Source organism: Pseudomonas pharyngis, from assembly GCF_021602345.1.
Taxonomy (GTDB): domain Bacteria; phylum Pseudomonadota; class Gammaproteobacteria; order Pseudomonadales; family Pseudomonadaceae; genus Aquipseudomonas; species Aquipseudomonas pharyngis.
In genome coordinates this window covers 266,140-291,959 of the sequence record NZ_BQID01000006.1, presented here as the reverse complement: position 1 = coordinate 291,959, position 25,820 = coordinate 266,140, and the positions used below count along the sequence as shown (strand labels likewise).

The following is a 25,820-nucleotide window of genomic DNA, read 5'->3' as shown; positions in this document are numbered from 1 at the left end:
GCAAATGGCCTTATCATTGTCAAAAACACCCCCACAGAACAAGGAATGCGCAGTGAAAAAACTCTTTGGCGCCTCACTTCTCGCCGCAGGTCTTGCCTTCGGCAGCGTGGCTCAGGCCGCACCGACCCTGCTCAACGTGTCCTACGACGTGATGCGCGATTTCTACAAGGACTACAACACTGCGTTCCAGAAACACTGGCAGGCCGAACACAACGAAAACATCACGGTGCAGATGTCTTTCGGCGGTTCGAGCAAGCAAGCCCGTTCGGTGATCGACGGCCTGCCGGCTGACGTCATCACCATGAACATGGCCACCGACATCAACGCCCTGGCCGACAACGGCCAATTGGTGCCGAAGGACTGGGTCACTCGGCTGCCGAACAACAGCGCGCCGTTCACCTCGGCCACCGTATTCATCGTCCGCAAGGGCAACCCGAAAGCCCTGAAAGACTGGCCGGACCTGCTCAAGGACGGCGTGCAAGTGATCGTGCCGAACCCGAAAACCTCGGGTAACGGCCGCTACACCTACCTGTCGGCCTGGGGCTACGTGCTGAAAAACGGCGGTGACGAGAACAAGGCCAAGGACTTCGTCGGCAAGCTGTTCAAGCAGGCGCCAGTGCTGGACACCGGTGGCCGCGCCGCGACCACCACGTTCATGACCAACCAGATCGGTGACGTGCTGGTGACCTTCGAGAACGAAGCCGAAATGATCGCCCGCGAATTTGGCCGCGACCAGTTCGAAGTCATCTACCCAAGCGTTTCCGCTGAAGCCGAGCCGCCGGTGTCGGTGGTCGACAAAGTGGTCGAGAAGAAAGGCTCCCGCGCCGCTGCCGAGGAATACCTGAAGTTCCTGTGGTCGCCGCAAGGTCAGGAAATCGCGGCCGCCAACTACCTGCGTCCACGTGACCCGGCGGTACTGGCCAAGTACACCGATCGCTTCCCGAAAGTCGACTTCCTGTCGGTCGAGAAGACCTTCGGCGACTGGCGCACCGTGCAGAAGACCCACTTCAACGATGGCGGGATCTTCGACCAGATCTACAACGGCCAATAAGGCGTGAGCTGACATGAAAAAGGCGACCTGCAGAGGTCGCCTTTTTTTGTATGCGTTTACATCGGCGGCTTGACGCCATCCTTGCCCGCCGAGATCGATTGCGCGGTCAGCGTGCCGTCCGCGCTCTGGGTCACGAAGGTGACGATCTTCACCCCGACCTTGAGCAGGCTGCGATCACCCGGCGTCAGGTTGACGATCGGCACGTCCTCCGGCACCAGGATCTTCTGCTGGCCGCCCTTGTAGTTGACGGTCAGCACCCGGCCGTTGCTAACCACCAGATCGCCGACGCTGCCGTTGGTCATGCTGCTGCCCTTGGCCAGGTCGAACGGCCGATGACCATCGCCGCTGCCGGCCAGCTCCGGCGGGAACACGTGAACCTCCAGCGCCTTGAGCGTGCCATCCTCCTGGGGAATGGCGGCCGAGCCGATGTAGCTGCCGGGCTTGATGTCTTCGATGTTGGCCAGGGTGACCGCGCGGACCTTGGTGTCCGGGGTCAATTGGATCACGACGTTTTCACCGCTGTTGACGTGAACCTTGAGCGAGTCGGGACTGACCCCGGTGATCTCGCCGCGCACGCCCATGCGCATGCCGGGCGCTTCGGCGGCCTGTGCGGCCGTGGCGCCGAGCAGACTGATCAGGGCAATCGTTGTGGTGTGGCGAAGCAACTGACGAAACATCGCAATCCTCCGTTGATGAACGCTGAAAACCGGTCACAACATAAGCACGCTATCGAACAAGATGTAAGTGAATGTATCATCGACGCTCAACGGTAGGACGCAAGGTTCGCCGATGAACAATGGATTGTTCGGCGCCACCTGTTCCGCAACGGAATAACTGATATCGATCAGAAGCCTCTACTGCCGGCTCGGCCCGTCCCTTAGCCTCACCGCATTCCTTTTCGCTGGATCGAGAAACCCTATGACCGCCACAACTCACGCAATGACCCGAGGCATGGTGCTGCTGTTCGCTTTCTGCTGCGGCGCCATCGTTGCCAACATCTACTACGCCCAGCCGATCATCGGCCTGATCGCGCCGGACATCGGCCTGAGCGACACCATGGCCAGTTTCATCGTGTCGCTGACCCAGATCGGCTATGCGCTGGGCCTGTTCTTCCTGGTGCCGCTGGCGGACCTGCTGGAAAACCGTCGCCTGATGATCATCACCACCGTGGTGGCAATTGCCAGCCTGCTCGGCGCGGCGTTTACCGATCAGCCGAATGTGTTCCTGCTGATTTCGTTGCTGGTGGGTTTCAGCTCGGTGTCGGTGCAGGTGCTGATTCCATTGGCGGCGCACTTGGCGCCGGAGGAATCCCGCGGCCGGGTGGTCGGCGGGATCATGGGCGGTCTGCTGCTGGGGATTCTGCTGGCGCGTCCGGTGTCGAGCGTGGTCGCCGACCATCTCGGCTGGCGGGCGATGTTCATGATCGCCGCAGCCTTGATGGCAGCGATCAGCGTAGTGCTGGCGTTGACAGTGCCCAAGCGCCAGCCGGATCACAGCGCCTCCTACGGCCAGTTGCTGGGTTCGTTGTGGACGCTGCTGCGCAAACAACCGGTGCTGCGTCAGCGGGCGTTTTATCAGGCCTGCATGTTCGCCACCTTCAGCCTGTTCTGGACCGCCGTACCGCTGGAACTGGCGCGCAACCATGGCCTGTCCCAGAGTGAAATCGCGATCTTCGCCCTGGTCGGCGCCATCGGTGCCATCGCCGCGCCGATCAGCGGACGCCTGGCCGACGCCGGCCACACCCGCATCGCCTCGCTGCTGGCCATGCTGTTCGCCAGCCTGAGCTTCCTGCCCGCCTTCATCCACCCGGCCTACAGCGTGATCGGCCTGGCCGTGACCGGCGTGGTACTCGACTTCTGCGTACAGATGAACATGGTGCTGGGCCAGCGCGCAGTCTACTCCCTCGACGCCAAAAGCCGCGGCCGCCTGAACGCGCTGTACATGACCAGCATCTTCGTCGGCGGTGCCTTCGGCTCGTCGGTGGCGAGTGCGGTGTACGAACATGGCGGCTGGTTGTGGATCGTGATTGTCGGCAGCGCGTTCCCGCTGCTGGCGCTGGTGCGGTTTTTGAGTGCTGCGCAGAAGCCGGCGCTGGTGACTGCATAAGATCCGAGGCCAAGGCCTGGCACTGGGCTCGGAATGGTTGTTCGCGCCGAAACTGGTCAGCGCTACGGTCAAGACCGTCATGAACGACTGGGTGTTGCCGAATCAGGAATTATGGGCGGTGTTTCCCACGGGCAGAATGGCGAGCACCAAGGCGCGGGCGTTTGTTGAGTATGTGAAATTAATAGTGGGCGATGAGCCCGCGATTACGTCAACAGCAATCCCTGCCGATAAGCCTCTAACCAGATAAATGGGTACTTGCTTCTAAAATAATCATTATCAAGTTTGTACTTAACATACTCTTGGTAACACCTGGCTCTGGTGTCTCGGCAAAGAGCGTCATCCAGGCTCAGCGTCTCTATGGTCAGCTCAACTAGCCGCATTGCGTGTGGCGAGAGACTCGGGTTCGGATAGATATGCCCGGTACTCAGTTGAAGACGGAACAAGTCAGGGGCCAGATAAAAAGGATCAAGTACCGTATTGTATTCGCGCTTTCGACTATTCAGCGTTGAACATGCCAGACGATAGTTACTCCACTCGTAAATATCCTTCGCGCTGACAGACTTGGCAATGAAGTGATCGACGCTGGAACCCGCAACGCGCTCAAAGAACATTCCAAGGTAAGCACAGATACCTCCATAGGCTACATGAAGGTCCGTCAAGCTTTCCCGCCATAGTGGTGTGACCTCGGTTCCTGAAGGGAGTGCCTTATTGAGAGCAATGCCTTTTGCCTTCAGATGAGCAATACCCTTTACCCGCACTTTCTTATCGAAATCACTCGGTTCAGGCTGAGGCTTGACATAAATCATTTAAGCCATCCCTGTTTTTCCCCCACATATCTCCATCGAATCCAGAAAGGATCAGTATCTCCCAACAATTTCCGCAATCTGGCATCCAGAGACAATGCGAGCTTTTCGTCAATTACTTCCTGGGAGAGTATTCGCGATGCCTCCTCCAGCGTCTTTTCCGCCTCGATTGACCTGGCACTTCCCAAATCAAAGGCATCGCTCATCAACCAACGTGATACCTCACCCAAGCGAACAAACTCACGCTGCCTGAAATGGACTTCGGTCTCGCCAGATTTGCTGTTCGTTTCCAGATCCAGATCAAACCATGCGTCTTGGGACTTATCAAAGCGAGGCTCTACAGAAGCCATCACCAACGGTGAATGAGTCACCAGCAAAATCTGAACCTGCGCCGTCGGCGACAGAGCGGTTACAACATCAAGTAACGCGCCGACAACTGAGCGCTGCCAGCGTGGGTGCAGATGAGACTCCACTTCATCGATCAGAAAAGTCAGTCTAGGGGTCGTGTCCTGTCCAAGTAGTGCCGATGCCTTGACGTGCTCCTGCCAGCTCCAGACCAGCAAATAGGCAATTGCCAGTACTCGCTTCATACCTGAAGACGCGTGTACGACCGGGACGTCCTGGCCGTAAGGCATTCTCAAAGTTGGAATGTCCCTTGGGTCATCTAGGCTTATTCTCGTAAGTGGCCCAAGCTCCAGGCTTTCACCTTCTTCAGGCGACAGCTTGGCAAGCGCTGCACACAAGTGCTCATAAGACTCGCCTTTCTCCTTGTACCAGCTTGCCCAATCTGCGATCAAACCATTGCACAACAGACCACGCTCGCTATCGACCAAACCGTCCCAGATTTCACGAGCGCTGAAAACATAGCCTGGCACTCGATCCTGTACATCGAGATTGCCTTTTTTCAACCAATAGTTTCTGGCTGGATCCCATGCGGCAAAACTACCATCGGCCATGGCATACAGCACCAGACCCGGGTTGATCGGACGTCCCGCCTTGCCCGTCCAGGCTTGATCCAATGGCGAAAAAGTTGTTGCGTAAGAAACGTCTTTTGTTTTCGCTGAAACGGAGAATTCAATGCTGGCCTTGGCGGGATCGGTAGGTCGAACCATGCCCGCTCCCGTTAAGGCACGGTTTAAATCTCCTGGCCATTTTCGCGTCAACGCCCACCATGCGATATCAAGCAGAAAACTTTTCCCGAGACCGTTATCACCAGTGATCAAATTCAACCGGCTGGAGAACTGCACATCCAGTTGTGGAAGCGGCCCTACATGGCTCAGTTTCAAACTCTTTAACACAATCCCTTCCCCACATTTCATCCCGTCGATTCAACGCACAGGATAATAGACTTACATCGCGCCACTGTTGCAGCGCTTTACGCAAAACTCAAGCGGCGCTGTCGTGTTTCGAGCAAGAGAAGCGCCGGAAGAACTTTACGATCCAGTCAGAGGTTACTGAAATTGTTTGCCCAGTCCCGCCGGTACGCCGTGGATGTTGGTTTCTTCCCACGGGCCGTTGGGGCTGATCGAGCGGCTCCAGCCGTTGTTCCAGCGGTAGTAGGTGCGCTGACGGTAGAAGGTGTTGGTCTGGTCGTCGAGCACGTAAACGCCCAGTTTCTGGTCCCAGTGACTGTTGCCGCCCGGTGGCGGGGCGAAGCTGGCGGAGGTGCGCGGGACGGGTTTGGCGGGTTTGGCCGGGATGCCCGGTTTGCTCGGCGTCGGGCTGGTCGACGGGGTCGGGCTGGGTTGTGACGGCGGGATCGGCGGCAGCCTGGTGGTCGGCTCCGGTCGTTGCACCGCACATGCGCTCAAGCCCAGGGCCAGTGTGAGGACTGTGATTCGGGCGATGGCGTTCATGGCGGTGCTTTCCTGTGGGTTCCGGCTATTTGTCCGGGCTGTCGATGGTCAGTGTCTGCGGCGCGGTGGTGCTGCTGGCCAGAGGCCCGCTGCGACCGACCCACTCACCGGCGGTCGGTTGACCGGCACGGGAGATGCGCGCAACCAGTTGGACTTCGGGGAAGTTCGACAGTTTCAATTGCGGCATCATCGCGTCGGCATCGCCCAGTTCCACGGTCACCGGCAAGTCGGCGACGGTCAGGCGCTTGGCTGCCAGCGGTGCTGGAGGGCCGGAAACCGCACGGGCAAAAATGAACACGCTGTCGCCCGGTTGCACCTTGGCTTTGAGCTCGCTGGCCAGATCCACACGCACTTTCAACAGCGCCGCCGCTTTTGCCGCCGGTGCCTGGGCGACCTTGCCGCCGCTGGCCTGCAGTTTCTCGGTGGCGCGGGTGATGCCGCCCTGCAGGGCCTCGCGGGATTTGTCCTGTGGCGGCAGTTGCGCCAGCAGACGGTTCCAGTAGTCGATGGCTTCCTGATAACGCTCGCCTTCGAACGCGGCAATGCCCAACAGGCCGAGACTGGTGACTTCTTTCGGATCGGCTTTCAGCGCTTCATCGGTCAGGGCCTGTACCTTATCCGACCATTTCTTGTTGTCGGCGAAGTATTGGGCCTGCGCCCACTGGCCGAGCAGTTCCGGCTGACGACCGGCAAGATTGACCGCGCGTTCGAACATCTTCGCCGCGTCCGCCGGGCGATCCTGGGCCATGTAGGTGCGGCCGAGGAAGTACACGCCTTCAGCCGAATCCGGTTGCGCAGCCACGGCGCGCTCCAGACGCTGAGTCATCTCTTCCATCGACTGCGGCGCCTGGGCGAATTCCCGGGTCAGTTCGACCTTGTCGCTCGCGCCAAAGTGCAGGTACAGACCGAGGCCCAACACCGGCACCAGCACGGCTGCCAGCAATGGCAACGGCTTGCCCAGACGCGAAACCCGCGCCGGCGCCACACCTTCGGTGTCGGCCAGCAGTTCCCGGGCCGCTTCGGCACGGCCGCTGTCCATTTGCGCGGCGTCGAGCACGCCTTCGGCCTGCTGCGATTGCAGCTCGGCGACGCGCTCCTGATACAGCGCGACATTGAGAGCGGTTCGATCCTCTTCACGCTGGGCGCGACGTTCGCGCAGGACGGGGATCAGCAGAAAACTCAGGGCGACCAGAAGCAACAGCCCTGCGGCAAGCCAGAAATCAATCATTCTTGGTTTTTATCCAACAGTTGGTCGAGGCGCTGACGCTCTTCAGGGGACAGCGATTGCGGCGTCTCGGCGCGTTGCCCGCGACGGCGGCGGACGATCACGGCAATCACCACGAACCCACCCAGCAACAGGCCGGCCGGGCCGAACCAGAGCAAAGCGGTCTTGGCATTGAGCGCCGGTTTGTAGCGGACGAAATCACCGTAGCGGTCGACCATGAAGTCGATGATCTGCTGATTGTCCTTGCCTTCGCCGAGCATGCGGAAAATCTCTTTGCGCAGGTCAGCGGCAATCGGCGCGTTGGAGTCGGCGATGTCCTGGTTCTGGCACTTGGGGCAGCGCAGTTCCTTGGTCAGTTCGCGAAAACGCTCGCGATCGCCTTCTTTGGCAAACTCGTAAGTGTCGATGGCCGCGTGGGCCACCCCGGCCAGGCTCAAGCCCAGCACCATGGCAGCTAAGAAGCGCTTCATGGCTTGGCCTCGTCGACCAGCGCCTGGTACTTGGCTGCCAGTTTTTCCCGCCAGACCTGCTCGTCGATCACCCCGACGTACTTGTCGCGGATGATGCCCTTGGCGTCGATGAAGAAGGTTTCCGGCGCGCCGTAGACACCGAGGTTCAGGCCGAGGGAGCCTTCGTCGTCGCGGATGTCGAGTTGATACGGATTGTGGAACTCGGCCAGCCACTTCAACGCATCGGCGTTGGTGTCCTTGTAGTTGATGCCGTAGATCACCACGCCGCGCTCGGCGAGCTTGTTCAGCACCGGGTGCTCGACCCGGCAGGAAATGCACCAGGTGCCCCAGACGTTGACCAGTGCCGGTTTGCCGAGAATGTCAGCCTTGGTCAGAGTCTTGTCGCCCTGCACCGCCGGCAGGGAAAACTCCGGAAACGGCTTGTTGATCATCGCCGACGGCAACTCCGCCGGATCCAGGTACAGACCGCGATAAAGGAATACGGCCACCAGCAGGAAAATCGCCAATGGCACCAGCATCAACCAACGTCTCATGCAGCGGCTCCTTCCATGCCCAGCGCTTCACGCACGCGGGCTTTGACCTTGACCCGGTAACGCCGATCCAGCGCCGCCAGCAGACCACCGAAACCGGTCAGCAGACCGCCGAACCAGATCCAGCGCACGAACGGTTTGACATGCACCCGCACCGCCCAGGCGCCATCGCCCAGCGGTTCGCCCAGTGCGACGTAGAGGTCGCGGGTGAAACCGGCGTCGATCCCGGCCTCGGTCATCACCGAGTTCTGCACGGTGTACAGGCGTTTTTCCGGGTGCAGCACGCTGATTTCCTGACCGTTGCGGATCACCCGGACGGTGCCCTTGTCGGAGGTGAAGTTCGGGCCTTCGAAGTGCTTGGCGCCTTCGAACACAAACTGATAACCGGCCAGATCCATCGACTCGCCCAGTGCCAGACGCAGGTCGCGCTCGGCACTGTTCTGGCTCGACAACACCACGCCCAGCGCACAGACGGCGATACCGAGGTGGGCGATCTGCATGCCCCAGTAACTGCGGGTCAGGGTCGGCAGGCCTTTGATCAGACCTTTGTGGCGGGTCTTGTCGAAGATGTCGCGCACGCCGGCCAGCAACACCCAGGCCGCGAGCAGGAACGTCGCGATGACGGCCCAATTGAAATCGCCGTAGGCGACACCGGCCACCACCGCCAGCGCAACACTGCCCAGCAGCACCGGCGTCAGCATGCTGACCAGCCATTTCACCGGGGTGTCTTTCCAGCGCACGATCACACCGACCGCCATCACCAGCATCAACAGCGCCATCAACGGAATGAACAGCGCGTTGAAGTACGGCGGGCCGACCGACAGCTTGGCGCCGCTGATCGCATCGAGAATCAGCGGATACAGCGTGCCGAGCAGGATCATCGACGCCGCCACCACCAACACCAGGTTGTTACCCAGCAGCAGGGTTTCCCGCGACCACAGGTTGAAGCCGACCTGACTCTTGACCACTGGCGCACGCAGCGCGAACAGGGTCAGCGAACCGCCGACCACAAACAGCAGGAAGATCAGGATGAACACGCCGCGCTCAGGATCCGAAGCAAACGCGTGTACCGAGGTCAGCACGCCGGAACGCACGAGGAAGGTGCCGAGCAGGCTCAGGGAGAATGCGGCAATTGCCAGCAACACCGTCCAGCTCTTGAACACGCCACGTTTCTCGGTGACCGCCAGCGAGTGAATCAGCGCCGTGCCCACCAGCCATGGCATGAACGAGGCGTTTTCCACCGGGTCCCAGAACCACCAGCCGCCCCAGCCGAGTTCGTAATAGGCCCACCACGAACCGAGGGTGATGCCGATGCCGAGGAAGGCCCACGCGACGATGGTCCACGGACGCGACCAGCGTGCCCAGGCAGCATCGAGACGACCGCCGAGCAATGCGGCGATGGCGAAAGCAAACGCAACCGAGAAACCGACGTAACCCATGTAGAGCATCGGCGGATGCACGATCAAACCGATGTCCTGCAGCAATGGATTGAGGTCACGACCATCGGCCGGAATCTGCGGCAGGATCCGCGAAAACGGGTTCGAGGTGAGGATCAGGAACAGCAGAAAACCGGTGCTGATCATGCCCATCACCGCCAGCACACGAGCGAGCATGACTTGCGGCAACTGCCGCGAGAACACCGACACCGCGAAGGTCCAGCCGCCGAGGATCAACGCCCACAGCAGCAGCGACCCTTCGTGGGCGCCCCACACGGCGCTGAACTTGTAGTACCACGGCAAAGCACTGTTGGAGTTCATCGCGACGTAGGCCACGGAGAAGTCGTCGGTCATGAACGCATAGGTCAGGCAACCGAAGGCGAACAGCAGGAATGCGAACTGCCCCCACGCGGCCGGTTGGGCGAGGCCCATCCACAGACGGTCGCCGCGCCAGGCACCGAGCAACGGCACCACCGCCTGCACCAGCGCGAAACACAGCGCCAGGATCATGGCCAGATGGCCGAGTTCGGGAATGAAAATGCTGGATGTCATCGATCAACCCTCCTTCGCAGGGGTTGGCGCGGATTGACCGCTGTCCTTCAGGGCCTTGGTCACTTCCGGCGGCATGTATTTCTCGTCGTGCTTGGCCAGCACTTCATCGGCAACCACCACGCCGTCGGCGTTGAGCTTGCCCAGTGCGACGATGCCCTGCCCTTCGCGGAACAGGTCCGGCAGGATCCCGCGATAGGTGATGGTCACGGACTTGTTGAAGTCGGTGACCACGAATTTGACGTCCAGGGAATCCGTGGAGCGTTGCAGCGAGCCCTTCTCGACCATGCCGCCGGCGCGGATGCGGGTGTCCTGCGGCGCTTCGCCGTTGGCGATCTGGGTCGGCGTGTAAAACAGGTTGATGTTCTGCTGCAGGGCGCTCAGGGCCAGGCCGACGGCAGCGCCGACCCCGACCAGAATTGCCAGGATGATGATCAGACGCTTTTTACGCAGCGGATTCACTTGCCGTTCTCCCGGCGCAGACGACGCGCCTCTTGTTGCAGATAGCGCTTGCGGGCCGCGATCGGCGCCGCCACGTTGAGGATCAGTACCGCCAGACAGATGCCGTAGGCCGACCAGACATACAGGCCGTGATGGCCCATGGCGAGGAAGTCGCCGAATGACGCGAAACTCATCGAGCGGCCTCCAGGCTGTTCTGCACTTCTTCTTTCACCCAACTGGCGCGGGCTTCGCGCTTGAGCACTTCAAGGCGCATGCGCAACAACAGCACGGCGCCGAAGAAACAGTAGAATCCCAGCACCGTCAGCAGCAGCGGCAGCCACATCTCGACGGGCATCGCCGGTTTTTCGGTGAGGGTAAAGGTCGCGCCCTGGTGCAGGGTGTTCCACCACTCCACCGAGTATTTGATGATCGGAATGTTGATCACGCCGACGATGGCCAGCACCGCGCAGGCCTTGGCGGCGCTGTCGCGATTGCTGATGGCGTTGCCCAGGGCGATCACGCCGAAGTACAGGAACAGCAGAATCAGCATCGAGGTCAGGCGCGCGTCCCAGACCCACCACGAGCCCCAGGTCGGCTTGCCCCAGATCGCCCCGGTGACCAGCGCCACGGCGGTCATCCAGGCACCGATTGGCGCGGCGCATTGCAGGGCGACGTCCGCCAGTTTCATCTTCCACACCAGCCCGACCACACCGCACACCGCCAGCATCACGTAGATCGACTGAGCAAGCATCGCGGCGGGAACGTGGATATAGATGATGCGAAAGCTGTTGCCTTGCTGATAGTCCGGCGGCGCGAAGGCCAGACCCCAGATGACGCCAACGCAGATCAGCAACAACGCGGCGAGGCTCAACCACGGCAAAAACTTGCTGCTGATGCCGTAGAACCACTTGGGCGAGCCGAGCTTGTGAAACCAGGTCCAGTTCATACTGTTTCCATCACGGGTGCCGCTCATCGGTGTGAGCAGTCTCAGGGTCTTTGCTGGTTAAATTTTAACCAGACCTCATTATTCGCCGACGCTGATCTTCAGGCCAGCCGCTATTGCAAAAGGTGTCAGGGTTATCGCCAGGGCGGTCAGGCTGCCAAGCCACAACAGATAACCAAGCGCCGGCATGCCCTGCAACGCCGCCTGCAAGGCGCCACTGCCCAGGATCAACACCGGGATGTACAACGGCAGAATCAGCAGCGCCAGCAACAGGCCTCCGCGTTTCAGACCGACCGTCAGCGCCGCGCCCACCGCACCGAGCAAGCTCAGCACCGGTGTTCCCAGCAGCAACGAAAGCAGCAAAACCGGCAGACACGCAGCCGGCAACCCGAGCATCAACGCCAGTAATGGCGAGAGCAAAACCAGTGCCAGCCCGGAAAAAAGCCAGTGTGCCAGCACCTTGGCCAATACCAGAAGTGGCAGGGGGTGCGGCGAAAGGACCCACTGTTCAAGGGAGCCGTCTTCGAAATCACTGCGGAACAGCCCGTCCAGCGAGAGCAGGACCGACAAAAGTGCCGCCACCCAGACTAACCCCGGGGACAAGTTTTGCAATACTTGAGTTTCCGGGCCGACGGCCAGCGGGAACAGCGCGATGACGATGGCGAAGAAAATCAGCGGATTGGCCAGCTCCGCCGGGCGGCGGAACAGCAGTCGGGATTCACGGGCAACCAGCAGGCCGAACACACTCATACCGCCCAATTCCCCAGATCGATGTCGCGATAACCGGATGGCATCCGGCTCAGCGTGTGGTGTGTGGTGAGCACCACCAGGCCGCCCCGTTCGCAGTGCCCGGCCAGGTGTTCTTCAAGCTGTGCCACGCCCTGCTTGTCCAGCGCAGTGAACGGTTCGTCGAGAATCCACAACGGCGGGCTGTCCAGATACAACCGCGCCAGCGCCACGCGGCGCTGCTGGCCGGCGGACAGACTGTGGCAGGGAACATCCTCGAAACCGCGCAATCCAACCGCCGCCAGGGCCTGCCAGATCGCGTCGCGTTCGGCGGGTTGATGCAGGGCGCAGAGCCAGGCGAGGTTTTCTTCCGGGGTGAGCAAGTCCTTGATCCCGGCGGCATGGCCGATCCACAACAGGTTGCGCGCCAGCTCGCTGCGTTGCTCGCCCAGCGGCTTGCCGTTGAGCAGCACCTGACCGTCGGTCGGCTGCATCAGACCGGCCAGCAAACGCAGCAGGCTGGTCTTGCCGCTGCCGTTGGGGCCGCTGATCTGCACCATATCGCCACTGGCCAGTCTCAATTCGAGATTGTCGAAGAGCAGTCTGAGATCACGTTCACACGCGAGGGCAACGGTTTGCAGGACAGGACTGGTCAAGGGTTCACGGGCCTTATACGGTTCAAGTCGGCTCTGGCGCGGCCGTTAAAGAGTTGCAGCATAAATGCAATGACGGCTCAATCCAGAGAGCTGCGTCAAACAATTGCTATGTTTTTTGAACGAATGGAAGGACGGGCGGCATTATACATGGCGTCCCCCGCTCTCCCGAGTGCATTTTCCTCAGGTTGTGTCCGCGTATGACAGGCGAAATGAACATCCTCCCGCTCCCGACCACCACCCCGGCGACCGTTCGCCCGCAGGTGGGTGAGCTGCTGAAGTTGCTGACGCCGGTCGACGGGCTGATTGCCGCCGGCCAGAGCGCCAAGGCCGAGGTGTTGTCGCTCAAGCAGGCGGATCAGACCTTTCAGTTGCTGCTCAAGGTGACGCTGGACAGCGGCCGTCAGACCACCGTGCAGGCGACCAGCAATCTGCCGCTGCCCCAGGGCACCAGTCTGGCGATCACCCAGCCGTCGGCGGGCAATCTGGCGATCACCGTGCAACAGGCCATCGCCAGCAGCGTCGCCACCCTGACCCGCATCGACACTGCGCAACTGCCGGTCGGCACGCTGCTGCAAGGCAAGGTGCTGACGGCCCAGGCCTTGCCGCAGGTGCCGGGGCAGCCGACGGTGTATCGCTCGATGGTCAGCCTGCTCAACACCGCGTTGAGCGGCAGCACCCTGAGCATCGACAGCCCGCAACCGTTGCGCATCGGCACCCTGCTGTCGGCGCTGGTGCAGGACTCGCAGACCCTGAAGTTCCTGCCGCTGAGCAATCGCCAGGAACAACTGGCGGTCAGTCAGCAACTGGTCAGCCAGCAAAGCCGTCAGGGCTCGCTCGACGGCTTGCTGAAAATGCTCCAGAGCCTGCCCCCCGCCACCGATCAGACGTCCCAGGATTTGCGCGCGGCCGTGGACAAACTGCTCGCCAATCTGCCGGACGTGCAGCAACTGAGCACACCGAAAGGTCTGGCCCAGGCGCTGGCCAACAGCGGTGTGTTCCTCGAAACCAAACTGCTGACCGGGCAGAACCCGACGCTGGCCCCGGACATGAAAGCCGATCTGCTCAAGCTGATCGCCCAACTCACCCCCGGCCTGCCCGGCAACACCAACCTGAATGCGATCATCGCCGCCAACACCCTGGCTCAGGCATTGCCGAGCTTTGTGCGCAACGCCCTCGGCATGCTCGGTCAGGTCAGCGCAAAACCGGTGCCGAGCAGTTTCCCGCTGCCCGAGCGACTGCTGCAAAGCCTGGAAGGTGAAGGCGATCTGGAGCATTTGCTGCGCCTCGCCGCCGCTGCCGTGTCGCGCCTGCAAAGTCATCAACTGTCGAGTCTGGAACAGACCGGCGTGACCGACGACGGCCGCCTGCTCAGCACCTGGCAACTGGAAATCCCGATGCGCAATCTGCAGGACATCGTGCCGTTGCAGGTCAAGTTCCAGCGCGAAGAAGCGCCGGAGAAACAGGATGCGAACGAGCAGCGCCGCGATGAGCGCGAGCCGAAACAACAACTGTGGCGCGTCGATCTGGCGTTCGACATGGAACCGCTGGGGCCGATGCAGATTCAGGCACAGTTGATCAGCGGCAGCCTGTCCAGCCAGTTGTGGGCCGAGCGGCCGTACACCGCGAGTCTGATCGAAAGCAACCTGACCGCCCTGCGCCAGCGCCTGCTGGATTCCGGGCTGAACGTCGGCGACCTCGACTGCCACCTCGGCACCCCGCCGCAAGGCATCCAAACCCGCCTCGAACACCGCTGGGTCGACGAAACCGCATGAATGACACCACCGCTCCACGCCAGGCCATCGCCCTCAAATACGACGGCAGCCACGCCCCGACCCTTACCGCCAAGGGCGACGAAGAACTGGCCGAAGAAATCCTGCGGATCGCCCGCGATTATGAAGTGCCGATCTACGAAAACGCCGAACTGGTGAAACTGCTGGCGCGAATGGAACTGGGCGACAGCATCCCCGAAGAGCTGTACCGCACGATCGCGGAGATCATCGCTTTCGCCTGGAACCTCAAGGGCAAGTTCCCGGCGGGACAGAATCCGGATGCGCCGATGGTCGAGAAAGACGTCACCGAACGCGGCGACGATTACTGAATTTTCACAGGCCCCATCGCGAGCAGGCTCGCTCCCACATTTGACCGCGTCTCGTCATGACGACCGCGATTCAATGTGGGAGCGAGCCTGCTCGCGATAGCGATTTCAGCCGCGCTACAAATCAGTTCTTGTGCAGCTTGCGCATCAACTCCGCCTCAGCCTGGGTCAACCCGCAGGACTGAGTCAGCTCATCGACACTCGCGCCCATCCCCACCAGTTTCGCCGCCTGGGCGAATGACAGGCTGGAAGGGTCGCGCTGTTCGAGCTGGGCGAGTTTGTCCGGGATCGGACCGACCACCGAGCGCAGCTCGTGCAGGGCTTCGCCCATGCGCACGTTGCCGTTCTGGTAATCGTCGACACGTTTGGCCAGGTCCCTGATCCGCTGATCACGCAGCGCATCGCCCTGGGCCTGTTGCGCAGCGATGACCCGCTGCGCCTTGATGTACGCCAGAAACATCGCCAGCGTGCCTGCCCAGAACAGGAACAGGACAATGACCGCTACCTCGAGAATCAATCAGATGTTCTCCAGTTCCGACCACTCTTCTTCGCTCATCATCTTGTCCAGCTCGACCAGGATCAGCAACTCGTTGTTCTTGTTGCACACGCCCTGGATGAACTTGGCCGACTCTTCGTTACCGACGTTCGGTGCGGTCTCGATTTCCGACTGACGCAGGTAAACCACTTCAGCCACGCTGTCGACCATGATGCCGACGACCTGCTTGTCGGCTTCGATGATGACGATACGGGTGTTGTCGCTGATCTCACCGCTCATCAGGCCGAAGCGCTGACGGGTATCGATCACGGTCACCACGTTGCCGCGCAGGTTGATGATGCCCAGCACGTAGCTTGGCGCACCCGGAACCGGAGCGATCTCGGTGTAGCGCAGGACTTCCTGAACGCGCATCACGTTGATGCCGTAGGTTTCGTTATCCAGCTTGAAGGTCACCCATTGCAGGATCGGATCTTCGGAACCCTTTGCCGCCGTAGCCTTGTCGTTCATACCCTAGCCCCTCGAAAAACCGCGCCTGGCGGTGTGTGTTTCGTTCGCCGGCATTTGAATGCCGGTACTGTCTTTATGTCGGTTTGTGGTTCGGCTTACTGCCGGACATGTGCTTTGCCCCACCGCTGGCGATCAACTCGGCCAGAGCGGAAACATCGAGCAAGGCGCACATGTGTTCAATCACCGTGCCGGCGAGCCATGGCCGCTGACCCCGGTGACTTCTCCATTTGATTTCATTCGGGTCCAGACGCAACGAGCGACTGACCTGATGCACCGCCAGTCCCCACTCGTAACCCTGCACCGAAATTACGTATTGCAGGCCCTGACGGAAATCGTCGCGATAGCGATCCGGCATGACCCAGCGTGCGGTGTCCAGCACCTTCAGGTTGCCGGCTTGGCTCGGCAGAATCCCGAGGAACCATTCCGGCTGACCGAACAGCGGCGTCAGCTCATGGCCGGCCAGCGAATAGATCGAGCCCAGGCACACCAGCGGCACCGCCAGCGTCAGGCCGGCCACGTCGAACAGCAGGCATTCGAACGCTTCCGAAGCCCAGGCTGGACGGCCGTCGGTTTCCACCGGCGGCGGCGTGTTGCTGGGTGGCAAATGCACTTCCACCAGTGGCGCAACCAGGGTCGGTTTGACCGGGGCTGGCGCAGGCGCTACAGGCTCGGGTTCTGGCGCCGCCGGAACCGGCGGCGTTTGCAGAAGTTGGGTTTGCAGCAACGGCGCCAGGGTCGATACCACGCGCACCGGTTCAGGCTCTTTGATCAACGTCGCAGGTGCCTTCGCTACTACAGCGGCAGGCGCTGCAACCGGGGCCACCGGCCTAGCGGCTTTTTGCGCATCCCGGGCCTGCTCTTCAAGCACGGCAGCCTGGAATTCATCGAGCGCCGCAGCGCTCTCGACCACCTCGACCGGCGCTGCGATTTGCTGCTCGACCTCGTCCGTCACTTCCTGCAGCAAGCCGTCCAGATAGGACTGCAGCGCCAGTTGCGGCTTCGACGTCAGCTTGATCGGCCGATTCATGCTCAAGCCACCTGCGGAACGAGTTGCTGCGCCAGCAGATGCTTGAGCAGCGCGCGGTAGGCCAGCACGCCACGGCTCTTGCCGTCGAACTGCGAAGGGGTGACACCGGCACGACTGGCGTCACGCAGACGGGTATCGACCGGGATGTAACCCTGCCAGATCTCGTCGGGAAATTTGTCGCGCAGCACACGCAAGGTGCCCATCGACGCCTGGGTGCGGCGGTCGAACAGGGTCGGCACGATGCTGAACGGCAGCGCCTGTTTGCGTGAGCGGTTGATCATCGCCAGCGTGTTGACCATGCGCTCCAGGCCTTTGACGGCCAGGTGCTCGGTCTGCACCGGGATCACCAGTTGTTGACTGGCGGCCAGGGCGTTGACCATCAGCACGCCGAGCAACGGCGGGCTGTCGATGATCGCGTAATCGAAGTCCTGCCACAGCTGCGCCAGACTCTTGGCGATCACCAGACCCAGGCCACTCTGCCCCGGCGACTGGCGCTCGAGGGTGGCCAGCGCGGTGCTCGACGGCAACAGGGAAATGCGTTCATCGCTGGTCGACAGCAGCAGTTGGCCCGGCAGGCCTTGCGGCACGCTGCCCTTGTGTAGAAACAGGTCGTAGTTACTGTGTTCCAGGCTGTCGGGGTCGTAACCGAAATAGCTGGTCATCGAGCCGTGCGGGTCGAGATCGACCACGACCACGCGCTTGCCCGCCTCTGCCAGCAAACCGGCTAAAGCGATGGAAGAAGTGGTTTTACCAACACCACCCTTTTGATTGGCGACTGCCCAGACTCTCATTCAGATCGTTCCTCCCGGCCGGGATACTCGGCCGAGACATGGTTCAGCGTATTAATGCGGGCGACGGAGAATTGACGGCACTCTCGCGTCCCGGCGTCTTGACCGGGGTCGGTGCAGTTTGTGTGCCAGCACGCTTCAACGCGGCGTCCGGTTGCGCATGAGCGGTTCCGGTGCCGGTCAGGCTGCGGCGCACATCGAGATTGCGCGACACCACCAGTACCACACGACGGTTTTTCGCCCGGCCTTCAGCGGTGGCGTTGTTGGCCACCGGCTGGAATTCGCCGTAGCCCACCGACGCCAGGCGGCCAGGGTTTACGCCCTGCATCGCCAGCATGCGCACGATGCTCGCCGAACGCGCCGAGGACAGCTCCCAGTTGGTCGGGTACTGCGCGGTGCGGATCGGTTGATCGTCGGTGAAGCCTTCGACGTGGATCGGGTTGTCGAACGGTTTGAGGATCGCCGCGACCTTGTCGATGATGTTGAACGCGATGTCGCTCGGCATCGCATCACCGCTGCCGAACAACAGGCTGGAGTTGAGTTCGATCTCGACCCACAGCTCGTTGCCGCGCACGGTCATCTGGTTCGAGGAGATCAGGTCGCCGAACGCAGCGCTGATGTCATCGGCGATGCTTTTCAGCGGATCGCTGGCTCCGGCGATACCGGCATCGACCTGTTCGGCGTCCTTGACCAGCGGCTTGGCCGGGGTCACGGTCTTCGGTCGTTCTTCACCGATCGGAATCGGCTTGAGCGCGCGGTCGGAGTCGGTGAAGACCCCGATCAGCGCTTCGGAGATGATCTTGTACTTGCCTTCGTTGATCGACGAGATGGAGTACATCACCACGAAAAAGGCAAAGAGCAAGGTAATGAAGTCGGCGTAGGAAACCAGCCAGCGTTCATGGTTTACGTGCTCTTCATGCTGGCGACGACGTGCCATGAGGTCAGTCCCTTAATCCATGAAGCCCTGAAGCTTCAACTCGATGGAGCGTGGGTTTTCACCTTCAGCGATCGACAAAATACCTTCCAACAACATTTCGCGATAACGCGACTGTCGCAACGCGATTGACTTGAGCTTGGCGGCCACCGGCAACAGGATCAGGTTGGCACTGGCCACACCGTAGATGGTGGCGACGAACGCCACCGCAATCCCGTTACCCAGTTGCGACGGATCGGCCAGATTGCCCATCACGTGGATCAGGCCCATTACCGCACCGATGATGCCGATGGTCGGCGCGTAGCCGCCCATGCTTTCAAACACTTTGGCGGCCTCGATGTCGCGGGCTTCCTGGGTGTAGAAATCCACTTCGAGAATGCTGCGGATCGCTTCCGGCTCGGCGCCGTCGACCAGCAGTTGCAGGCCCTTGCGCGAGTAGGCGTCGGGCTCGGCATCCGCCACGCCTTCCAGGCCCAGCAGGCCTTCCTTGCGGGCGGTGAGGCTCCAGTTGACCACGCGATCGATGCCGCCGGCCAGGTCCACCCGCGGCGGGAAAAAGATCCAGGCCAGAATCTGCATGGCGCGCTTGAACGCGCTCATCGGCGATTGCAGCAGCGCGGCACCGACGGTGCCACCGAGCACGATCAGCGCCGCCGGGCCGTTGGCCAGCGCGCCGAGGTGACCACCTTCCAGGTAGTTGCCGCCGATGATGGCGACGAACGCCATGATGATCCCGATAAGGCTTAGAACATCCATCAGACGCATGCCTCGACGATGTGCTTGCCGATATCGTCCAGGCTGTACACCGCGTCGGCGAGGTCAGCTTTGACGATGGCCATCGGCATGCCGTAGATCACGCAACTGGCTTCGTCCTGAGCCCAGACCGTGCTGCCGCCCTGCTTGAGCAGGCGAGCACCTTCGCGGCCGTCGGCGCCCATGCCGGTCAGTACCACCGCCAGAACTTTGTCGCTGTAGGATTTGGCTGCAGAACCGAAGGTGATGTCCACGCACGGCTTGTAGTTCAGACGTTCGTCGCCCGGCAGGATTTTCACCGCGCCACGGCCGTCGATCATCATCTGCTTGCCACCCGGTGCCAGCAGCGCCAGGCCCGGACGCAGGATGTCGCCATCCTCGGCTTCCTTGACGCTGATGCGGCACAGCTTGTCCAGACGTTCGGCGAAGGCCTTGGTGAAGGCCGCCGGCATGTGCTGGATCAGCACGATCGGCGCCGGGAAGCTGGCCGGCAACTGGGTCAGGACCCGTTGCAGTGCTACCGGGCCGCCAGTCGACGTACCAATCGCCACGAGCTTGTAGTTTTTGCGTTTCGGGGCTGGCGACGAAGCACTGGCCGCTGGCGCGCGAGTCGGTGCAGGCGCAGGTGCCGAACGGGCCGGAGCGCTGCTGTGACTGCTGAAGCTCGACGGCGCCGGTGCTGGAGTCGGCGCAGGTGCAGCGGCAGGCGCCGGCGCACTGTAGGCACTGAAACGACGGTTGCTGCGCGAGATGCTGTGAACCTTCTCGCACAGCAGTTGCTTGACCTTCTCCGGATTACGGGAGATGTCTTCGAAATTCTTCGGCAGGAAATCCACCGCGCCGGCATCCAGCGCATCCAGGGTGACCCGGGCGCCTTCGTGTGTCAGCGAGGAGAACATCAACACCGGGGTCGGGCAGCGCTGCATGATGTGCCGCACGGCCGTGATGCCATCCATCATCGGCATCTCGTAGTCCATGGTGATCACGTCCGGCTTGAGGGCCAGGGCCTGATCGATCGCCTCTTTACCGTTGGTTGCCGTGCCGACAACTTGGATGCTCGGATCCGCTGAAAGAATTTCCGAGACGCGGCGGCGGAAAAAACCCGAATCGTCCACCACCAGGACTTTGACTGCCATAAACACTCCATTAGGTGCGGCGGGACGTTGTCGCCCCGCCACCCCGGATTCAAATACGCCGTGCGGCGTAACGCTTGAGCATGCTCGGAACATCGAGAATCAGTGCAATGCGGCCGTCACCGGTGATGGTGGCGCCGGACATGCCCGGAGTTCCCTGGAGCATCTTGCCCAATGGCTTGATGACCACTTCTTCCTGGCCGACCAGTTGATCGACGACGAAGCCGATCCGCTGGGTGCCCACCGAAAGGATCACCACATGGCCTTCGCGCTGCTCTTCGTGAGCGGCGGAGCTGACCAGCCAGCGCTTGAGGTAGAACAATGGCAGCGCCTTGTCCCGCACGATCACCACTTCCTGGCCATCCACCACGTTGGTGGTCGACAGGTCGAGGTGGAAGATTTCGTTGACGTTCACCAGCGGGAACGCGAACGCCTGGTTGCCGAGCATCACCATCAGGGTCGGCATGATCGCCAGCGTCAGCGGCACCTTGATGACGATCTTCGAGCCCTGGCCCTTGGTCGAGTAGATGTTGATCGAACCGTTGAGCTGGGAAATCTTGGTCTTCACCACGTCCATGCCGACACCGCGGCCGGACACGTCGGAGATCTCGGTCTTGGTCGAGAAGCCCGGGGCGAAAATCAGGTTGTAGCACTCGGTGTCGCTCAGACGATCGGCGGCATCCTTGTCCATCACACCGCGTTTCACGGCGATGGCGCGCAGGACGTTCGGGTCCATGCCTTTGCCGTCGTCGGAGATCGACAGCAGGATGTGGTCGCCTTCCTGCTCGGCCGCCAGGATCACCTTGCCGCCACGGGCCTTGCCCGATGCTTCGCGTTCTTCCGGCGACTCGATGCCGTGGTCGACCGCGTTGCGCACCAAGTGGACCAGCGGGTCGGCCAGGGCCTCGACGAGATTCTTGTCGAGGTCGGTCTCTTCGCCCACCAGTTCCAGGTTGATCTCTTTCTTGAGCTGGCGTGCCAGGTCGCGAACCAGACGCGGGAAGCGGCCGAAGACTTTCTTGATCGGCTGCATCCGGGTCTTCATGACGGCGGTCTGCAAGTCGGCGGTGACCACGTCGAGGTTCGACACGGCCTTCTGCATCGACTCGTCGCCGCTGTTCAGGCCCAGACGCACCAGACGGTTACGTACCAGCACCAGCTCGCCGACCATGTTCATGATTTCGTCGAGACGCGCGGTATCAACGCGAACGGTGGTTTCGGCTTCGCTCGCCGGTTTTTCCGGTGGCGGGCTCGCCGGAGCACGGGCCGGAGCCGGTGCAGCAGCGGCAGCCGGTTTGGCCGGTTCGGCTTTCGGCTCAGGCGCTTTCGCAGCAGGTTTTGCCGCAGCGGCCGGGGCCTTTGCAGCAGGCGTTGCAACAGCCGAAGCATTGCCGGCAGTCACGACCGCACCGGTGGCGACGTCAGTGAATTTGCCTTTGCCATGCAGATCGTCGAGCAGCGATTCGAACTCGTGATCGCTGATCAGATCGCTACCGGCCGCAGCGGCTGCCGGAGCAGCCGTCGCAGGCACCGAAGCAATCGCCGATTCCAGCGCATCGACGGCAAAGTTGCCCTTGCCATGCAACTGATCGAGCAAGGCTTCGAATTCGTCGTCGGTAATGTCCGAGCTGTCGCCCGCCGCCGGGGCAGCAGGTGCAGCCGCCGCCGGAGCTACGGCGTCGGCCGCGAACTGGCCTTTGCCATGCAACTGGTCGAGCAGCGACTCGAACTCGGCGTCGGTGATTTCATCGCTGGCCGCTTCGGCGGAAGCAGGCGCAGCGGCAGCCGCCGGGGCTTCGGCTTCGGCCTTGACGGCGTTCAGCGAGTCCAGCAACTGTTCAAATTCGTTATCGGTGATGTCGCCCGAATCGCCTTCGACGACCAGTTCTTCGATCATCTCGGCAACCGGCGAAGCCGGGGCTTCATCCGCCGATTGCGGTTCGGCCAGACGCGCCAGGGCGGCCAGCAGTTCCGGGGTGGCGGCGGTGATCGGGCTGCGATCGCGGACTTCGCTGAACATGCTGTTCACCGCGTCCAGCGCTTCGAGCACCACGTCCATCAGTTCTGCATCAACGCGACGCTCACCCTTGCGCAGGATGTCGAACACGTTTTCGGCGATGTGACAGCACTCCACCAGCTCGTTGAGCTGAAGGAAGCCGGCGCCCCCTTTTACAGTGTGGAAACCGCGAAAAATTGCGTTGAGCAGATCTGCGTCATCCGGGCGGCTTTCCAGCTCGACCAGTTGTTCGGACAGTTGCTCAAGAATCTCGCCGGCCTCAACCAGGAAATCCTGAAGGATCTCTTCATCGGCGCCGAAGCTCATTAATGGGGTGCTCCTACAGGTCTAAAAACCCAAAAAACCTATGATTCCAAAACTCTAGAATCCAAGGCTGGATAACAAATCGTCCACATCGTCCTGACCGGACACAACGTCTTCTCGTTTATCGGCATGAATCTGCGGACCTTCACCCTGCGAGAGATGTTTTTGTGGATCTTTTTCAGCAAGCATCGCCGCACGGTCATGTTCGATGCCCGCAAAGCGGTCCACCTGGCTGGCCATGAGCACGAGCTTGAGCAGGTTGCTTTCGACTTCGGTGACCAACTGGGTCACGCGCTTGATCACCTGGCCGGTGAGGTCCTGGTAATCCTGGGCGAGCAGAATGTCATTCAGATTGCTCGACACCGCGCGGTTGTCCGCGCTGCTGCGTGCCAGAAAACCGTCGACCCGGCGCGCCAGTTCGCGGAACTCTTCAGCCCCGACCTCACGACGCATGAAACGGCCCCAATCGGCGCTCAAGGCCTGGGCTTCATCAGCCAGGCCATTGACCACAGGGGTCGCGCTTTCCACCAGATCCATGGTGCGGTTGGCGGCAGCTTCGGTCAGTTTGACCACGTAGCCCAGGCGCTCGGTAGCGTCGGTAATCTGCGACACTTCCTCAGCCTGCGGCATGTGCGGATCGATCTGAAAATTGACGATCGCACTGTGCAGTTCACGCGTGAGCTTGCCCACTTCCTGGTACAGGCCACGGTCACGGGTCTGATTGAGCTCATGGATCAGTTGCACCGCGTCGCCGAACTTGCCTTTTTCAAGGCTTTCGACCAGTTCGACCGCGTGTTTTTTCAGGGTCGACTCAAAATCGCCCTGTGAAGATTCGTTATGCTCCATAGCTCCCCCGCGCGTTCATCAGCCGATGCGTTCGAAAATCTTCTCGATTTTTTCTTTCAACGCCTGGGCCGTGAAAGGTTTGACCACATAGCCGTTCACGCCGGCCTGGGCCGCTTCGATGATCTGCTCGCGCTTGGCTTCAGCGGTCACCATCAGCACCGGCAGGTGCTTGAGCTTTTCATCGGCACGCACGTGGCGCAGCAGGTCGATACCGGTCATGCCGGGCATGTTCCAGTCGGTCACCAGAAAGTCGATGCTGCCGCTGTTGAGCACCGGAATGGCAGTGGTGCCATCGTCGGCTTCAACGGTGTTGGTGAACCCCAGATCACGCAACAGGTTCTTGATGATCCGCCGCATCGTTGAGAAGTCATCAACGATGAGGATTTTCATGTCTTTGTTCAATTCGACCTCCAAGCAGTCTTAAACGCGCCCAGCACCTGGACGCGCCATTTCAATCAATCCGGCAAAACACTCGATGACTGTCTGGAGCACAACAGATCGAGACCGGTGCCGTTCACCACCGCACCAGCCTCGTTCGCAGTGTCCCCACACTGCCTTCAGCGCGCTCGCCACTCCCCCAAACGCCCCCGCAAGCGGGCCGCGCACTGGCTGTGTAACTGGCTGACCCGCGATTCACTGACGCCAAGGACTTCACCGATCTCCTTGAGGTTCAGCTCTTCGTCGTAGTACAGCGCCAACACCAGTCGCTCACGCTCCGGCAAATTGGCAATCGCGTCCGCCAGCGCGGCCTGGAAACGTTCGTCTTCCAGATCGCGCGACGGCTCCAGATGAGCACTGGCGCCATCCTCGTGCAGCCCTTCGTGTTCGCCGTCCTGCAACAGGTCGTCGAAACTGAACAGCCGGCTGCCCAGGGTGTCGTTCAAAATCCCGTAGTAATCGTCGAGACTCAATTGGAGTTCGGCCGCAACTTCGTGATCTTTAGCGTCACGGCCGGTTTTAGCTTCAATCGAGCGAATTGCGTCGCTGACCATACGGGTATTGCGGTGAACCGAGCGTGGCGCCCAGTCCCCCTTACGGACTTCATCGAGCATCGCACCACGGATCCGGATGCCCGCGTACGTTTCAAAACTGGCGCCCTTGCTGGCGTCGTATTTGGTCGAGACTTCGAGCAGGCCGATCATCCCGGCCTGGATCAGGTCTTCGACCTGCACACTGGCCGGCAATCGCGCCAGCAAGTGGTAGGCGATGCGTTTGACCAGTGGCGCGTAACGCTCGATCAGCTCGTACTGCGCGTCACGCGCCGACTTTTTGTAAAGGTTCATACCGCTGGCGGTCATAGCACAGGTCCTGCCGTTTGCTGCACGAGGCGCTCGACGAAAAATTCGAGGTGGCCGCGCGGGTTGGCGGGCAGCGGCCAGGTGTCGACCTTCTGTGCGATCGCCTTGAACGCCAGCGCGCACTTGGAACGCGGGAAGGCTTCATAGACCGCACGCTGCTTCTGCACCGCCTTGCGCACGCTTTCGTCGTAAGGCACCGCACCGACGTATTGTAGGGCGACGTCCAGGAAGCGATCCGTGACCTTGGTCAACTTGGCGAACAGATTGCGACCTTCCTGCGGGCTCTGGGCCATGTTGGCCAGGACGCGGAAGCGGTTCATGCCGTAGTCGCGGTTGAGCAGTTTGATCAGCGCGTAAGCGTCGGTGATCGAGGTCGGCTCGTCGCAGACCACCAGCAACACTTCTTGCGCTGCGCGCACGAAACTGACTACCGAGTCACCAATACCCGCAGCGGTGTCGATCACCAGCACGTCGAGGTTGTCGCCGATGTCGCTGAACGCCTGAATCAGGCCGGCATGCTGGGCCGGGCTCAGGTGAACCATGCTCTGGGTGCCGGAAGCGGCCGGCACGATGCGGATCCCGCCGGGGCCTTGCAACAGCACGTCGCGCAGCTCGCAGCGGCCTTCGATCACGTCGGCCAGGGTGCGTTTGGGGGTGAGGCCCAGCAGAACGTCGACGTTCGCCAGCCCCAGGTCGGCGTCCAGCAGCATGACCCGACGGCCAAGCTCTGCCAGCGCCAGGGACAAGTTCACTGACACATTAGTCTTGCCGACGCCACCTTTGCCGCCGGTCACCGCGATCACCTGTACGGGATGCATGCTGCCCATGTTA

General features: G+C 61.3%; 29 protein-coding genes and 1 pseudogene. 5 read left to right on the top strand and 25 right to left on the bottom strand.

Annotation, left to right across the window (positions count from 1 at the left end):
* The first annotated feature begins 52 nt into the window (after positions 1–52).
* On the top strand, positions 53–1,051 hold the full coding sequence (locus L6D74_RS15145) for a sulfate ABC transporter substrate-binding protein (protein ID WP_236189672.1): 999 nt from the start codon (positions 53–55) through the stop codon (positions 1,049–1,051).
* Positions 1,052–1,107: 56 nt separating this feature from the next.
* Here L6D74_RS15145 and L6D74_RS15140 read toward each other — a convergent pair whose 3' ends face one another.
* Positions 1,108–1,728 carry a DUF5666 domain-containing protein gene (locus L6D74_RS15140; protein WP_085605828.1) on the bottom strand — a complete coding sequence of 207 codons (621 nt, stop codon included), beginning with the start codon at positions 1,726–1,728 and terminating at the stop codon, positions 1,108–1,110.
* Positions 1,729–1,969: 241 nt separating this feature from the next.
* Here L6D74_RS15140 and L6D74_RS15135 point away from each other — a divergent pair, with 241 nt between their 5' ends.
* Together L6D74_RS15135 and L6D74_RS15130 are read left to right on the top strand one after the other, a co-directional pair.
* Positions 1,970–3,157: an MFS transporter gene (locus L6D74_RS15135; protein ID WP_236189671.1), complete on the top strand. Its 1,188-nt coding sequence runs from the start codon at positions 1,970–1,972 to the stop codon at positions 3,155–3,157.
* Positions 3,158–3,167: 10 nt separating this feature from the next.
* Positions 3,168–3,404 (top strand): annotated as a pseudogene (locus L6D74_RS15130) (hypothetical protein); the annotation flags it as partial.
* Here the strand turns inward: L6D74_RS15130 and L6D74_RS15125 are convergent.
* The 12 genes from L6D74_RS15125 to ccmA all read right to left on the bottom strand — a co-directional run bounded on the left by L6D74_RS15125 (position 3,361) and on the right by ccmA (position 12,792).
* The gene (locus tag L6D74_RS15125; protein WP_236189670.1) at positions 3,361–3,963 is read right to left on the bottom strand and encodes an HNH endonuclease family protein; all 603 of its coding nucleotides are present in this window, start codon (positions 3,961–3,963) and stop codon (positions 3,361–3,363) included. The pseudogene L6D74_RS15130 and the gene L6D74_RS15125 sit on opposite strands and share 44 nt — an antisense overlap.
* Complete coding sequence (locus L6D74_RS15120) at positions 3,960–5,258, bottom strand: AAA family ATPase (RefSeq protein WP_064600717.1); 1,299 nt, start codon at positions 5,256–5,258, stop codon at positions 3,960–3,962. Before L6D74_RS15120 ends, L6D74_RS15125 begins: the two co-directional genes overlap by 4 nt.
* A gap of 153 nt (positions 5,259–5,411) precedes the next feature.
* Complete coding sequence (locus L6D74_RS15115) at positions 5,412–5,816, bottom strand: hypothetical protein (protein WP_064594424.1); 405 nt, start codon at positions 5,814–5,816, stop codon at positions 5,412–5,414.
* A 25-nt stretch (positions 5,817–5,841) separates the two neighbouring features.
* Entirely contained in the window at positions 5,842–7,044 is a 1,203-nt protein-coding gene (gene ccmI, locus L6D74_RS15110) for a c-type cytochrome biogenesis protein CcmI (protein WP_064594421.1), read from the bottom strand.
* Entirely contained in the window at positions 7,041–7,511 is a 471-nt protein-coding gene (locus L6D74_RS15105) for a cytochrome c-type biogenesis protein (RefSeq protein WP_011333089.1), read from the bottom strand. The genes ccmI and L6D74_RS15105 overlap by 4 nt, the downstream gene beginning before the upstream one ends.
* Positions 7,508–8,044 carry a DsbE family thiol:disulfide interchange protein gene (locus L6D74_RS15100; RefSeq protein ID WP_007959246.1) on the bottom strand — a complete coding sequence of 179 codons (537 nt, stop codon included), beginning with the start codon at positions 8,042–8,044 and terminating at the stop codon, positions 7,508–7,510. Before L6D74_RS15100 ends, L6D74_RS15105 begins: the two co-directional genes overlap by 4 nt.
* Positions 8,041–10,029: a heme lyase CcmF/NrfE family subunit gene (locus L6D74_RS15095; protein ID WP_236189669.1), complete on the bottom strand. Its 1,989-nt coding sequence runs from the start codon at positions 10,027–10,029 to the stop codon at positions 8,041–8,043. Before L6D74_RS15095 ends, L6D74_RS15100 begins: the two co-directional genes overlap by 4 nt.
* A 3-nt stretch (positions 10,030–10,032) precedes the next feature.
* A complete protein-coding gene (gene ccmE, locus L6D74_RS15090; RefSeq protein WP_011333086.1) occupies positions 10,033–10,488 on the bottom strand; it encodes a cytochrome c maturation protein CcmE in 456 nt (151 codons plus the stop codon).
* A complete protein-coding gene (ccmD, locus tag L6D74_RS15085) occupies positions 10,485–10,661 on the bottom strand; it encodes a heme exporter protein CcmD (RefSeq protein WP_011333085.1) in 177 nt (58 codons plus the stop codon). The genes ccmE and ccmD overlap by 4 nt, the downstream gene beginning before the upstream one ends.
* Entirely contained in the window at positions 10,658–11,413 is a 756-nt protein-coding gene (locus L6D74_RS15080; protein WP_039769743.1) for a heme ABC transporter permease, read from the bottom strand. The genes ccmD and L6D74_RS15080 overlap by 4 nt, the downstream gene beginning before the upstream one ends.
* A 78-nt stretch (positions 11,414–11,491) precedes the next feature.
* Entirely contained in the window at positions 11,492–12,160 is a 669-nt protein-coding gene (gene ccmB, locus L6D74_RS15075; protein ID WP_011333083.1) for a heme exporter protein CcmB, read from the bottom strand.
* Complete coding sequence (gene ccmA, locus L6D74_RS15070; RefSeq protein WP_236189667.1) at positions 12,157–12,792, bottom strand: cytochrome c biogenesis heme-transporting ATPase CcmA; 636 nt, start codon at positions 12,790–12,792, stop codon at positions 12,157–12,159. The genes ccmB and ccmA overlap by 4 nt, the downstream gene beginning before the upstream one ends.
* Positions 12,793–12,989: 197 nt before the next feature.
* Here ccmA and fliK point away from each other — a divergent pair, with 197 nt between their 5' ends.
* Positions 12,990–14,564 carry a flagellar hook-length control protein FliK gene (gene fliK / locus L6D74_RS15065; RefSeq protein WP_236189666.1) on the top strand — a complete coding sequence of 525 codons (1,575 nt, stop codon included), beginning with the start codon at positions 12,990–12,992 and terminating at the stop codon, positions 14,562–14,564.
* On the top strand, positions 14,561–14,890 hold the full coding sequence (locus L6D74_RS15060; RefSeq protein ID WP_236189665.1) for an EscU/YscU/HrcU family type III secretion system export apparatus switch protein: 330 nt from the start codon (positions 14,561–14,563) through the stop codon (positions 14,888–14,890). Before fliK ends, L6D74_RS15060 begins: the two co-directional genes overlap by 4 nt.
* 121 nt (positions 14,891–15,011) lie before the next feature.
* Here the strand turns inward: L6D74_RS15060 and L6D74_RS15055 are convergent, their stop codons facing one another.
* From L6D74_RS15055 to fleN, 12 genes are all read right to left on the bottom strand, one after another.
* The gene (locus L6D74_RS15055) at positions 15,012–15,404 is read right to left on the bottom strand and encodes a DUF2802 domain-containing protein (RefSeq protein WP_236189664.1); all 393 of its coding nucleotides are present in this window, start codon (positions 15,402–15,404) and stop codon (positions 15,012–15,014) included.
* On the bottom strand, positions 15,405–15,890 hold the full coding sequence (locus tag L6D74_RS15050) for a chemotaxis protein CheW (RefSeq protein WP_007959223.1): 486 nt from the start codon (positions 15,888–15,890) through the stop codon (positions 15,405–15,407).
* 73 nt (positions 15,891–15,963) lie between these two features.
* A complete protein-coding gene (locus L6D74_RS15045) occupies positions 15,964–16,917 on the bottom strand; it encodes a CheW domain-containing protein (protein WP_236189663.1) in 954 nt (317 codons plus the stop codon).
* 2 nt (positions 16,918–16,919) lie between these two features.
* Positions 16,920–17,708 (bottom strand): ParA family protein, encoded by a 789-nt coding sequence (locus L6D74_RS15040; protein WP_007959220.1) that lies wholly within the window; start codon positions 17,706–17,708, stop codon positions 16,920–16,922.
* 43 nt (positions 17,709–17,751) lie between these two features.
* Positions 17,752–18,642, bottom strand: a complete 891-nt coding sequence (gene motD, locus L6D74_RS15035; RefSeq protein WP_011333075.1) for a flagellar motor protein MotD — start codon at positions 18,640–18,642, stop codon at positions 17,752–17,754.
* Positions 18,643–18,654: 12 nt separating this feature from the next.
* Complete coding sequence (locus L6D74_RS15030; RefSeq protein ID WP_085605871.1) at positions 18,655–19,395, bottom strand: flagellar motor protein; 741 nt, start codon at positions 19,393–19,395, stop codon at positions 18,655–18,657.
* A complete protein-coding gene (locus L6D74_RS15025; protein WP_236189662.1) occupies positions 19,395–20,528 on the bottom strand; it encodes a protein-glutamate methylesterase/protein-glutamine glutaminase in 1,134 nt (377 codons plus the stop codon). The genes L6D74_RS15030 and L6D74_RS15025 overlap by 1 nt, the downstream gene beginning before the upstream one ends.
* Before the next feature lie 49 nt (positions 20,529–20,577).
* Positions 20,578–22,848: a chemotaxis protein CheA gene (locus tag L6D74_RS15020; protein ID WP_236189661.1), complete on the bottom strand. Its 2,271-nt coding sequence runs from the start codon at positions 22,846–22,848 to the stop codon at positions 20,578–20,580.
* A 54-nt stretch (positions 22,849–22,902) separates the two neighbouring features.
* A complete protein-coding gene (locus L6D74_RS15015) occupies positions 22,903–23,691 on the bottom strand; it encodes a protein phosphatase CheZ (RefSeq protein WP_011333071.1) in 789 nt (262 codons plus the stop codon).
* A gap of 18 nt (positions 23,692–23,709) precedes the next feature.
* Positions 23,710–24,081: a chemotaxis response regulator CheY gene (locus tag L6D74_RS15010; protein ID WP_003183998.1), complete on the bottom strand. Its 372-nt coding sequence runs from the start codon at positions 24,079–24,081 to the stop codon at positions 23,710–23,712.
* A gap of 167 nt (positions 24,082–24,248) precedes the next feature.
* Entirely contained in the window at positions 24,249–24,989 is a 741-nt protein-coding gene (gene fliA / locus L6D74_RS15005) for an RNA polymerase sigma factor FliA (protein WP_007951959.1), read from the bottom strand.
* Entirely contained in the window at positions 24,986–25,816 is an 831-nt protein-coding gene (gene fleN / locus L6D74_RS15000; RefSeq protein ID WP_003222917.1) for a flagellar synthesis regulator FleN, read from the bottom strand. The genes fliA and fleN overlap by 4 nt, the downstream gene beginning before the upstream one ends.
* Positions 25,817–25,820: the final 4 nt, after the last annotated feature.

Excerpts from the sequence above, each read along its gene's own strand:
- L6D74_RS15135 (WP_236189671.1), top strand. The coding sequence starts at position 1,970 with ATGACCGCCACAACTCACGCAATGACCCGAGGCATGGTGCTGCTGTTC.
- L6D74_RS15140 (WP_085605828.1), bottom strand. The coding sequence starts at position 1,728 with ATGTTTCGTCAGTTGCTTCGCCACACCACAACGATTGCCCTGATCAGT.
- fleN (WP_003222917.1), bottom strand. The coding sequence starts at position 25,816 with ATGGGCAGCATGCATCCCGTACAGGTGATCGCGGTGACCGGCGGCAAA.
- L6D74_RS15040 (WP_007959220.1), bottom strand. The coding sequence starts at position 17,708 with ATGAGAGTCTGGGCAGTCGCCAATCAAAAGGGTGGTGTTGGTAAAACC.
- L6D74_RS15105 (WP_011333089.1), bottom strand. The coding sequence starts at position 7,511 with ATGAAGCGCTTCTTAGCTGCCATGGTGCTGGGCTTGAGCCTGGCCGGG.
- L6D74_RS15010 (WP_003183998.1), bottom strand. The coding sequence starts at position 24,081 with ATGAAAATCCTCATCGTTGATGACTTCTCAACGATGCGGCGGATCATC.
- L6D74_RS15050 (WP_007959223.1), bottom strand. The coding sequence starts at position 15,890 with ATGAACGACAAGGCTACGGCGGCAAAGGGTTCCGAAGATCCGATCCTG.
- ccmB (WP_011333083.1), bottom strand. The coding sequence starts at position 12,160 with ATGAGTGTGTTCGGCCTGCTGGTTGCCCGTGAATCCCGACTGCTGTTC.
- L6D74_RS15045 (WP_236189663.1), bottom strand. The coding sequence starts at position 16,917 with ATGAATCGGCCGATCAAGCTGACGTCGAAGCCGCAACTGGCGCTGCAG.
- ccmD (WP_011333085.1), bottom strand. The coding sequence starts at position 10,661 with ATGAGTTTCGCGTCATTCGGCGACTTCCTCGCCATGGGCCATCACGGC.
- L6D74_RS15115 (WP_064594424.1), bottom strand. The coding sequence starts at position 5,816 with ATGAACGCCATCGCCCGAATCACAGTCCTCACACTGGCCCTGGGCTTG.
- L6D74_RS15100 (WP_007959246.1), bottom strand. The coding sequence starts at position 8,044 with ATGAGACGTTGGTTGATGCTGGTGCCATTGGCGATTTTCCTGCTGGTG.
- L6D74_RS15080 (WP_039769743.1), bottom strand. The coding sequence starts at position 11,413 with ATGAACTGGACCTGGTTTCACAAGCTCGGCTCGCCCAAGTGGTTCTAC.
- L6D74_RS15060 (WP_236189665.1), top strand. The coding sequence starts at position 14,561 with ATGAATGACACCACCGCTCCACGCCAGGCCATCGCCCTCAAATACGAC.
- L6D74_RS15030 (WP_085605871.1), bottom strand. The coding sequence starts at position 19,395 with ATGGATGTTCTAAGCCTTATCGGGATCATCATGGCGTTCGTCGCCATC.
- L6D74_RS15125 (WP_236189670.1), bottom strand. The coding sequence starts at position 3,963 with ATGATTTATGTCAAGCCTCAGCCTGAACCGAGTGATTTCGATAAGAAA.
- L6D74_RS15095 (WP_236189669.1), bottom strand. The coding sequence starts at position 10,029 with ATGACATCCAGCATTTTCATTCCCGAACTCGGCCATCTGGCCATGATC.
- L6D74_RS15015 (WP_011333071.1), bottom strand. The coding sequence starts at position 23,691 with ATGGAGCATAACGAATCTTCACAGGGCGATTTTGAGTCGACCCTGAAA.
- L6D74_RS15020 (WP_236189661.1), bottom strand. The coding sequence starts at position 22,848 with ATGAGCTTCGGCGCCGATGAAGAGATCCTTCAGGATTTCCTGGTTGAG.
- fliK (WP_236189666.1), top strand. The coding sequence starts at position 12,990 with ATGACAGGCGAAATGAACATCCTCCCGCTCCCGACCACCACCCCGGCG.
- ccmI (WP_064594421.1), bottom strand. The coding sequence starts at position 7,044 with ATGATTGATTTCTGGCTTGCCGCAGGGCTGTTGCTTCTGGTCGCCCTG.
- L6D74_RS15025 (WP_236189662.1), bottom strand. The coding sequence starts at position 20,528 with ATGGCAGTCAAAGTCCTGGTGGTGGACGATTCGGGTTTTTTCCGCCGC.
- motD (WP_011333075.1), bottom strand. The coding sequence starts at position 18,642 with ATGGCACGTCGTCGCCAGCATGAAGAGCACGTAAACCATGAACGCTGG.
- fliA (WP_007951959.1), bottom strand. The coding sequence starts at position 24,989 with ATGACCGCCAGCGGTATGAACCTTTACAAAAAGTCGGCGCGTGACGCG.